This window comes from Nostoc sp. UIC 10630 (genome assembly GCF_010747425.1).
Lineage (GTDB): Bacteria > Cyanobacteriota > Cyanobacteriia > Cyanobacteriales > Nostocaceae > Nostoc.
Genome location: NZ_JAAGOG010000268.1, coordinates 1 through 8,995, shown reverse-complemented (window position 1 = coordinate 8,995; position 8,995 = coordinate 1). Strand labels below are relative to the sequence as shown.

Genomic DNA, 8,995 nt, shown 5'->3' with positions numbered 1-8,995 from the left:
GTGATACCTCGCAACCATCTACTAAAAGAGGACGGTGACAATAATAAAAAATCATAAATTATTAGCAGAAATATATTTCTATAAAAACTTTTATTGGTTAACAACAACAATAAATAAATCAGGACTGACATGAGGAAAGCAAAAAGTAATCCTATGATCATTTCTGCTTTCACATTCCATTCTTTTAAAATACCTGCAAGAATAACAAATATTAAATTTGGAATTAACTTTCTACTTTCATTATGTTGTTTATAAAGTACCGCAAAAGATAATTGATTGTTGAAAAAACTTTCTATTTGTTCACCCCCTACTTTCCACTGATCTAATATCGGAATATTTACACCATATAAATCTATAATCAATATCCATATTAAATATATTGTTAGTGGCAATAAAAATACTAACTTACGTTTTTTGAAAATTGAACTTTTGATAGTATTTCTCATATAAATAATTTTTATTTGTGTAACATTTGCTAACTGTATAGAGTGTCTATAGGATTAATGCGCGAACGAGCGTCATAGCCCGTCATAGACATCGCATTACGAATTCCGCACAGTGTTACTAGCCTTCAACTTCGGATAAGCAATCCGTTTGTGATGAAATTGCTGCCAAACATCTACAAATATTTGAGCAATTTGTGACATCTCTTCCCGTTTTAATCCTGAATCAACGAGTTGATTGTCTTGCCATTTCGCACGCAGGATATTATTCAGCATTGTTAAAGCTTGTTCGGTGGAGACATCTTTAAGCGATCGCTTCTCTCCCACAGATTTAGCCGATGCTTGCAGCGATCGCAACGCTGCTTCGCAAGAGTCCGCTAACATCACAATTCCGGTCTCCCGTGATTGGGGAATCGGGCCATCGTAGCGAAAATCTGCATCGTCTACTGTCAAACTTGGATCTTCCTGAGCCATTTGCTGGGCTTGGTGATGGAAATAGGCAATTAGCATCGTTCCCTGATGCTCTGGAATAAAAGCTTGAATCGCTGTCGGTAAAAGGTGTTTACGCGCCATCACTAACCCTTCAGTTACGTGCTTTTTGATAATCTCTGCACTCTTCCAAGGGTCTTTAATCTCTGTATCATGTTTATTCGGCCCCCCCATTTGATTTTCAATAAATCCAAGTGGGTCGTGCATTTTACCAATATCGTGGTACAATGTTCCAGCCCTAACTAGTTCAACATTGCATCCTAGTTCTTTGGCAGCAGCTTCGGCAAGGGTAGCTACAAATAACGTGTGTTGAAAAGTTCCAGGAGTCTCTGTAGCGAGTCGTTTTAATAAGGGCCGATTAGGGTTAGCCAACTCTGCTAAACGGATGGGAGTGACTAAATCGAAAACTTTTTCGAGATAAGGACTCAACCCTAAAGCTACAACACTCCAGCCTAAACCGGATAAAGCAAAAAACCCGGCTTCTCGGAGGACGATATACCAGGTTGAACCAAATGCTTGACCAATTAAGATTTTAACAACCAGATAAATGCCGCCCTGAGTTAAAGCGATCGCAAGCCCTAATAATGCCAATTCTTCACGTGATCGCAATCGTTGCGCTATGTAACTACCTAATATTGCCCCACCAGCACCAGCTAAAAGCGCAACTTTGCTCATATCCAAGATAACAGCTAATATCGGCAACAACAGTCCAACAACTGTTAACCCTAAAGTCGGGCCGTAGAAGCTTCCCAACAATAAACCAAGGGCGCTCCAAGTGGTGTAAGGCAATCCCATTGTCACCAATCCTGGCACACTTAGAGTTAGCAATAAAACTAATAGGCGATCGCGTTGTCGTAATTCATAATCAACATGGCGTTCTACCCAGACAAAAATGCCAATGGCGATCGAAATCAAGCCTCCTAACTTCAACAACCCCCGCCATTTTACCTCTCGGCGAACCAGGCGATAATGCTCCAGCACCTCTAAGTTCCATGTAGTAATTTGCACTCCTCTTTTGACAATTACCTCACCATGCCGTACCTCTTCCATTACAGGTGGCACTCCAGCAGCAGCCTTTTGAGCGTTTACTCTCGTTTCTTCTTCATCTTTTTGCAGATTCGGCTTGAGTACAGCTAACAACAGGTTCTTTGCCAAAGGTTCGGCGGATTCTGGTACAAGGGACTGCAATTGTAAACTCACCGCATCCTGTAAGATATTTTTTGGCAGTCCTTGTGGGATGCCTTGGGTAAGAATCCGCTCTGCACTCTGATGGATTCCCATTTGTGTTTTTTCCCACTCCACATCTGACAAATCCAAAAGGAATGATTCCTCGTATACTGCTTCTGGGGTAACAGTCTCTAACTGTAAAAGTTTGGTAGTCGCTTCAGTGTATCTTTTGCGTGTTTGGGAAATTTGGGCAATCAGTAAAGACAAGTTTTTTTCAGAAGTTGTGAGGCGGTAAGATTCTAGTTCTGCAACTGCTTGAGTAAAATCAGTACTTTGAGAAAAATCAACTGGCTCTGTTTTCTGTGGTGTTGTGCGCGGTTGGTGTTCCTGATTGGGTGCAGCTATAGATGATGGACGGGATGAGGTGGTTTGTCCTGTTTCTTTCTTCTGCTGATTTTTACTATTTTCTACGGCAGCTTGTACCGCTTGCCATTCTGAGTCATTACAAGAGCGGAGGTAACGCTGGGTAGAGATGGGCAAAACTACAGAATCAAAAAAAGGAAAAGCTCCAGCAACAACGCGAATTTCGTTACCATCATCTAGAAGTTGTTGCAAATTTTCGTTGATTTGTTCGTTCATTCGCGCATCCAGCATCAACACTTGTAAGGAGCTTCTACTGACGGCTTTGCGCTCGGCTTCTGTTTTTTTCTGATCTTCGATTTTAGCTGTATAAGGCGCTGTAATGGTTTGGGGCGCGGGATGCCCTACTTGCAGTTGAGTTTGGTTGTATAATTTTTGCCCAATAACGCCTGTAAGGGATAATATTGCGATCGCTAAAATTCCCAAGGAGCGGTGTTCATGCACCCAATCTAAACAGACTGAATAAATACTACTCTTAGTTGTTACCGATTTTGCCTTTGACTGGAGCACTCTTTCTTGTTTTCGACGAGCGCTTTTGTCATTGCTTTTGGATAAAAATAAGATTACATTCTTCTGGAAAGTCCTTAAAAGTTGCTTTCTATCGCTTTTACTTTTGGGACTTCTCATTAACTTTCCTTTACGGCGTAGTCCTTTGTACTGTCGCCGCCAGTGAGTCAATTGCTGGGTTAAGAACTGCAAAAATTCCTGCATTTTCATTATCTCTGCCTGCAATTGCCTACTTTGATAGCTCAAAAAAAAGACAATCATCAGGGAAATTTCATCTGCTACTGTTGCAACTACGGTGACGGAGGCTAATTAAAGCTGATTTGCCACAATAGCTACTGACAGAATCTGTCTGAGGTTGGCTGAAAAGTTCTAGTATATAAGACTAGTACACTATAGCAATGGGCAAAAGCCCCTTGTCTAGTTAATTGAGATGGTAGCTGGATTTAATTCAAGCTTGTCCTATTATGTTTTATCGAACAGGAGTCAGGAGTCAGAATTCATTCTGAATTCTGATAGCGCAGCGATAGCGAGTCTACGAGCGTCACAAAAAAGCGGATAGCGCAGCGTAAAGCCTTCTCTTCTCTTTCAGAGACGCTAACGCGAACGAGAGGCTGCGCCCTAAGCGTAGCTATGCCGCAGGCTTTACGGCATGACTTCGCTTAGAGCGAGTCTGCGAACATCTTGATTCTGACTCCTGTTAGCGGATAGCTAAGGTTTAGCTAAGGTTTAGCCCATTCTGACTTCTGAATTCTTCTTCAACAAGCTAATTTTGAGAGTTTAGTACCCGCACCATTTCTCGGTGAAAATAAAATTAACGCGATCGAATAACGCGGGGAGCTGCGTAAACTGAAAGCAAAGCCTCCTCACATCCCTGTGTTAACTCTCTGGGATTTAGGTCAATATCATACACTCCTGACCACACCGCCACAAATGCATCGGTCAATTTTAACATTTGGGAAAAGCTAGTTAATCCCCATGCTGGAGAATTCCTTTGCAAGAGCAAGACTTGCCAATTTACAGGAATTCCGCCTATACCGTTATATGCTCCTGATAAAGCACCAGTAATTGCACCTGTAGCCTGTGAGCTTAGAGATGTAGCATCTTGCACTTTAGAATTGCCATTGTGAGTAGCCTGCAAAACCGCAAGGCGAAAGTCTTCTAAGGTACTCAAAAAGCAGTAAAATGCCATAGCAATAGTGTTACTGAGTTTTTCTTCCTTAACAAACTCAGCTTGCGCCCTTGACAATCCCGCCCCTTGCCCTAATAAATTCTGGACTTTTAATAATTTTTTTGGTATGTATGTCGGTGTTTCACCAAGAAAAGAAATTGTTTGTGGGATGAGGGTTAGAGGGTCGAGTTTTTCAGTTAGAGCAAGAGATATCGCATAAGCTACCGCGAGTGTTCCATCCCTTACTACTGGATCATCTTCCCAGATTTTTAGTACACGCAGCAAATTTTGTCGCAGCTTAATCGGATTTTCGTGAAAAAAAAGTGCTATTGGTAGTGTGGCAATAATTATTTTTATCGATATATCATCAGCTGCTAAATGAAGAGATTCTTGCTGCTGACGCGCTATCCAATCATCTAAATCTAATTTACCCAAGTTAATTAAACTCTCAGTACCCAGAATCGCCATTCTGCCTAAATCTAGGTAACTCTGAGACTGTATTTTACCATCAGATGTTAAACTTCCCCCCAGAAATGCTCCAAGGAAAGTACCTCTAAATCGACTTATAGGAGAGTAACGCATAGAATTTTGGATTTTTGGTTGCACCTTTGGTGCGCTTCTAGCGTAACTTAGATTTGGGATTGAATAATTTAATTCCAAATCTAAACTCTAAAATCGATTCATTTTTCATTCTTTACGTTTCATTTTTTCTTAAATGATTTACCAAAGCTTGTAAGCCCAACAAGTAACTTTGAACACCAAAACCACTTATTTGCCCGATCGCAACTGGGGCGATGTACGAATGATGGCGAAAATCTTCCCGGCGGTAAATATTACTCAGATGTACTTCGACTGTGGGCAAGTTAACAGCCGCGATCGCATCTCGCAATGCCACACTTGTGTGAGTATATGCCCCGGCATTAATCAAAATTCCTTGATGTTGTCCTAATGCTTCATGAATAGTATCTACTAAAATTCCTTCATGATTTGACTGCAAGGGAAAAACTTTCACCTGTAACTTGAATCCTTCTTCTTCTAACAGGCGGTTAATTTCAGCTAGTGTCAACGAACCATAAATTCCTGGTTCTCGCTGTCCTAGCAAATTCAAGTTTGGCCCATGCAGTGCCAGAATGCTTAAGGGTTGTGATGTCGAGTTCAGCACTTTGGCTCTAGTGGCGACGACGCGAGCGATCGTTTACAGGAATCGGAATCAGTTCCGGTTCCGGTTCAGCCTCTGGCCCTAACAGGCTCTCAATCAGCCTGCGTGCTAATTCCTTAAGCTTTTCCAGCACCTTTTCTATATAGTCCATGAACTGAATGCTCCTGAGATACTACCTCAAATTTTGATTAACAGGTACGCAGAAAATGGCACATTGTCGTACCTCTGGCTTCCAACCGGGCACAGACACAATCCCGTATTTGGGACATAAGCCACTTCTAAAATTTGGCGTTGTGTTCTCCCTTACTTTTTAGAGTATCACACTTGCAACCTAGAGAACTGCATCCTATCAAGGATAAATATCAAGGGTCAAGAGTTTAAAGATCGGACTTTGGACTCTTGACTACGAATTTTAGATTTACGATAGCGTAGCGTCAAGCCTGCGGCATGGCTTCTCTACGAGACGCTACGCGTAGCTCGTTTCTCCGTAGGAGTACGCTTTGAGCGACGTAGGAGCGTCTTTTAGATTTTAGATTTATTTCGCCTACAAGAGGGAGCCACTGCGGTGGACGGGTTCTCCGGCATAAAGCAAGTGGCATCGGGGTATGAACGCCAAAATTCTTTTAATCTAAGTTGCGCTGGAAGCGCACCAAAGATGCGACCCAAAATCCAAAATCAGTTGACTTACAGTTAGCCTTCTGTGACTTTCTTTTTCGCAGCCGACGTTGACTTAGCAGTTGACTTAGCAGTTGACTTAGATTTGGAAGTCGTTGATTTAGTCGTTTTGCGAGTCGATTTCGCTGTCGATGCCTTAGCTGCCAATAAGTTAAGCGCCTCAGTCAGAGTTATATCTTCTACAGTTTGACCTTCTGGGATACTCACATTAGTTTTGCCATGCTTGATGTAAGGACCATAAGGGCCATCGTAGATGTTAATTGTTTCCTCGTCCTCTGGATGTGGGCCCAATTCGCGTAAGGCTGCCTTGGACTTGCTGTTGGTGGAACTACGTCCCTTTTTGGGTTCGGACAATAATTCTAATGCACGTTCTAGGCTAATTGTCAATACATTGTCAGCAGCTTTAAGGGAACGGTAATCTTTCCCTTCCTTACCCTGGTCATGAACCACATAAGGGCCAAAGCGTCCCAAACTTGCTTGGATTTTGCTGCCTGTCACTGGGTGAACTCCCAATGTCCGGGGTAGTGCCAACAGACCAACAGCCATTTCCAGGGTAACAGTTTCTGGGGTGACACCCTTGAGTAGAGAAGCTTGTTTCGGTTTGGGGTTTTCGTCGGTTTTATCACCCAATTGGACATAAGGCCCATAAGCACCAATTTTCACATAAATCGGTTCGCCAGTTTCGGGATGCCGACCTACCTGGTCAGGACCTGTGATTTTTTGTCGCAGCAAAACCTCTACCTGTTTGGGGTCGAGGTCGGCTGGGGTCAAGTCTTTGGGAATTGAGGCGGTGATTACCCCCTCACCATTTGTAACTTCAATGTAGGGGCCATATTTACCAATACGGACTTTGGCATCTAGATTCTCCAGTTCTACAGTCCTAGCTGTGGTGGCATCAATTTGACTTTCCCGTTCTTTTACCAGGGTTTCCAGCCCTTTTTCTCCTAGATAAAATTTCTGCAAGTAGGGTAGCCATTTCGCTTCACCTGTGGCAATGTCATCAAGGGTTTGCTCCATCTTCGAGGTGAAACTGGGATCAACGATGTCTGGGAAATGTTTTTCCAGCAAGTCGGTGACGGCGAAAGCGGTGAAGGTAGGAATGAGAGCGTTACTCACCAAATGGGCATAACCTTTGTCGATGATGGTGCCAATAATGCTGGCGTAGGTACTGGGACGACCGATACCTTCACTTTCTAAGGTTTTCACCAAAGAAGCTTCGGTGTATCTAGCTGGCGGTTGAGTTTCGTGGCCAACTGCTTCTAAATCTGTACAATTCGGATGATCTCCCACTTTCAGATTGGGCAAAATTACTTCCTGGTCTTCCAGTGCTGCTTCTGGGTCATCTGAACCTTCGACGTAAGCACGTAAATATCCAGGAAATTCAATTCGTTTGCCAGAAGAACGGAATCCAGCATCCTCAACTTGCAATTGCACGCTAATTTGAGTTTGGCGGGAATCAGCCATTTGACAGGCGACAGTCCGCTTCCAAATCAAATCGTAAACGGCAAGTTCTCGACCGCCCAAACCAGTTTCTTGAGGCGTGCGGAAGGTGCTACCGGCTGGACGAATTGCTTCGTGCGCCTCTTGTGCGCCTTTGGATTTGGTGGTGTATTGCCGGGGTTGGGGACTGAGGTATTGTTGACCGTAAAGCTTTTCTACAGAACTCCGAGCCGCTGCGATCGCTTGATCTGACAAATGCACCGAATCTGTCCGCATATAGGTAATATACCCTTGTTCGTACAAATTCTGGGCAACCCGCATCGTGTCACGGGCTGAGAGGCGCAGTTTCCGGTTAGATTCTTGTTGCAGGGTCGAAGTGGTAAACGGTGGCGACGGTTTGCGCGTCACTGGGCGTTCTTCCATCTCGGTAACACTCCAGGTTTTCCCGGTTAGGCGTTCCTTGAGGGCTACGGCTTGGTCTTCGTTGAGCAACAAGACATTGCGACCTGCGGTAATTTGTCCAGTTGTTGCGTCAAAATCACTGCCGTTAGCAACTTTGGTTCCTGCCAATGTTACCAACTGAGCAGCAAAGGGCATTTTTTCCTTTGACAAACTGGCTTTCAAATCCCAGTATGTACCCTCATGGAAAGCCCGGCGTTGGCGTTCTCTAGTGACTAAAAGCCGCACAGCTACAGATTGCACCCGCCCAGCAGATAATCCCCAGGCGATTTTTTTCCATAGCAGAGGAGACAGGGTATAACCCACGAGTCGATCTAAAATCCGCCGCGTTTCTTGAGCGCGAACCAACTGCTCATCGATATTGCGGCAGTTTTTCAGAGCTTTTTTGATCGCCTCTTGGGTAATTTCGTGAAACACCATCCGCTTAGTCGGAACTTTCGGCTTCAGCAATTGGTATAAATGCCAACTAATGCTTTCACCTTCCCGGTCTTCGTCCGTTGCCAGAATCAGTTCATCTACATCTTTAAGGGCTTCTTTAAGCTGGGTGACAATTTTCTTTTTGTCTTTCGGGACAACATATACCGGTTCAAAGTCGGCGTCCACATTTACCCCTAGCTGCGCCCATGTTTCCCCCTTGACGGCAGCAGGAATTTCACTAGCCGACTGGGGTAAGTCACGCACATGACCCATAGACGCTTCCACCCGATAGCCTGCTGGCAGGTAGTTGCGAATGGTACGAGCTTTGGTTGGAGATTCGACGATGACGAGGGTTGACATGGAAATTTCAATAAAAAGAATAGCTACTAAGCTAAACAGTCAAATTGAGGTAATTTTTGCAAATTGTCAAGATAAAAGGTCGTGCTTAGGGCGGTGATTTAATCCTCACATAAACTGTCTGCTTGGGAGAAAATCCCCTGAACTTGTGGCCCAGTCTGTCCCAAAGGATAGAGAAGGCGACGCTGGGTGTGAATTTCCAGCTATTTCAATCTTTAACTTATCTAACGCATAATTGGCGACTACAGTTTTAAAATTTGGGGAATTGGGAATGGGGAATAGAAGCAGGGGAAG

Annotated in this window: 7 protein-coding genes; all 7 read right to left on the bottom strand. The window is 43.9% G+C overall.

The window, feature by feature from the left end; translation table 11 throughout:
- The coding region (locus G1O98_RS34350; protein ID WP_202985847.1) for a hypothetical protein at positions 1-446 on the bottom strand (446 nt) is incomplete at its 3' end.
- 96 nt (positions 447-542) lie between these two features.
- A complete protein-coding gene (locus tag G1O98_RS34345) occupies positions 543-3,236 on the bottom strand; it encodes an HD family phosphohydrolase (protein ID WP_167306235.1) in 2,694 nt (897 codons plus the stop codon).
- Between the two features lie 601 nt (positions 3,237-3,837).
- Positions 3,838-4,776 carry an ADP-ribosylglycohydrolase family protein gene (locus G1O98_RS34340; RefSeq protein WP_163938156.1) on the bottom strand — a complete coding sequence of 313 codons (939 nt, stop codon included), beginning with the start codon at positions 4,774-4,776 and terminating at the stop codon, positions 3,838-3,840.
- A 112-nt stretch (positions 4,777-4,888) separates the two neighbouring features.
- Positions 4,889-5,356 (bottom strand): type II 3-dehydroquinate dehydratase, encoded by a 468-nt coding sequence (aroQ, locus tag G1O98_RS34335; protein WP_163938153.1) that lies wholly within the window; start codon positions 5,354-5,356, stop codon positions 4,889-4,891.
- Positions 5,357-5,363: 7 nt separating this feature from the next.
- The gene (locus G1O98_RS38865; protein ID WP_012410890.1) at positions 5,364-5,504 is read right to left on the bottom strand and encodes a hypothetical protein; all 141 of its coding nucleotides are present in this window, start codon (positions 5,502-5,504) and stop codon (positions 5,364-5,366) included.
- Positions 5,505-6,043: 539 nt separating this feature from the next.
- Positions 6,044-8,704, bottom strand: a complete 2,661-nt coding sequence (gene topA / locus G1O98_RS34330; protein ID WP_163938150.1) for a type I DNA topoisomerase — start codon at positions 8,702-8,704, stop codon at positions 6,044-6,046.
- A gap of 105 nt (positions 8,705-8,809) precedes the next feature.
- Positions 8,810-8,995 (bottom strand): hypothetical protein (locus G1O98_RS39525; protein WP_207794524.1); only part of this gene is annotated, 186 nt, incomplete at its 5' end.

Bases quoted from the DNA above. Each gene is read 5' to 3' on its own strand.
- G1O98_RS34345 (WP_167306235.1), bottom strand. From the start codon at position 3,236: ATGAAAATGCAGGAATTTTTGCAGTTCTTAACCCAGCAATTGACTCAC.
- G1O98_RS38865 (WP_012410890.1), bottom strand. From the start codon at position 5,504: ATGGACTATATAGAAAAGGTGCTGGAAAAGCTTAAGGAATTAGCACGC.
- G1O98_RS34340 (WP_163938156.1), bottom strand. From the start codon at position 4,776: ATGCGTTACTCTCCTATAAGTCGATTTAGAGGTACTTTCCTTGGAGCA.
- topA (WP_163938150.1), bottom strand. From the start codon at position 8,704: ATGTCAACCCTCGTCATCGTCGAATCTCCAACCAAAGCTCGTACCATT.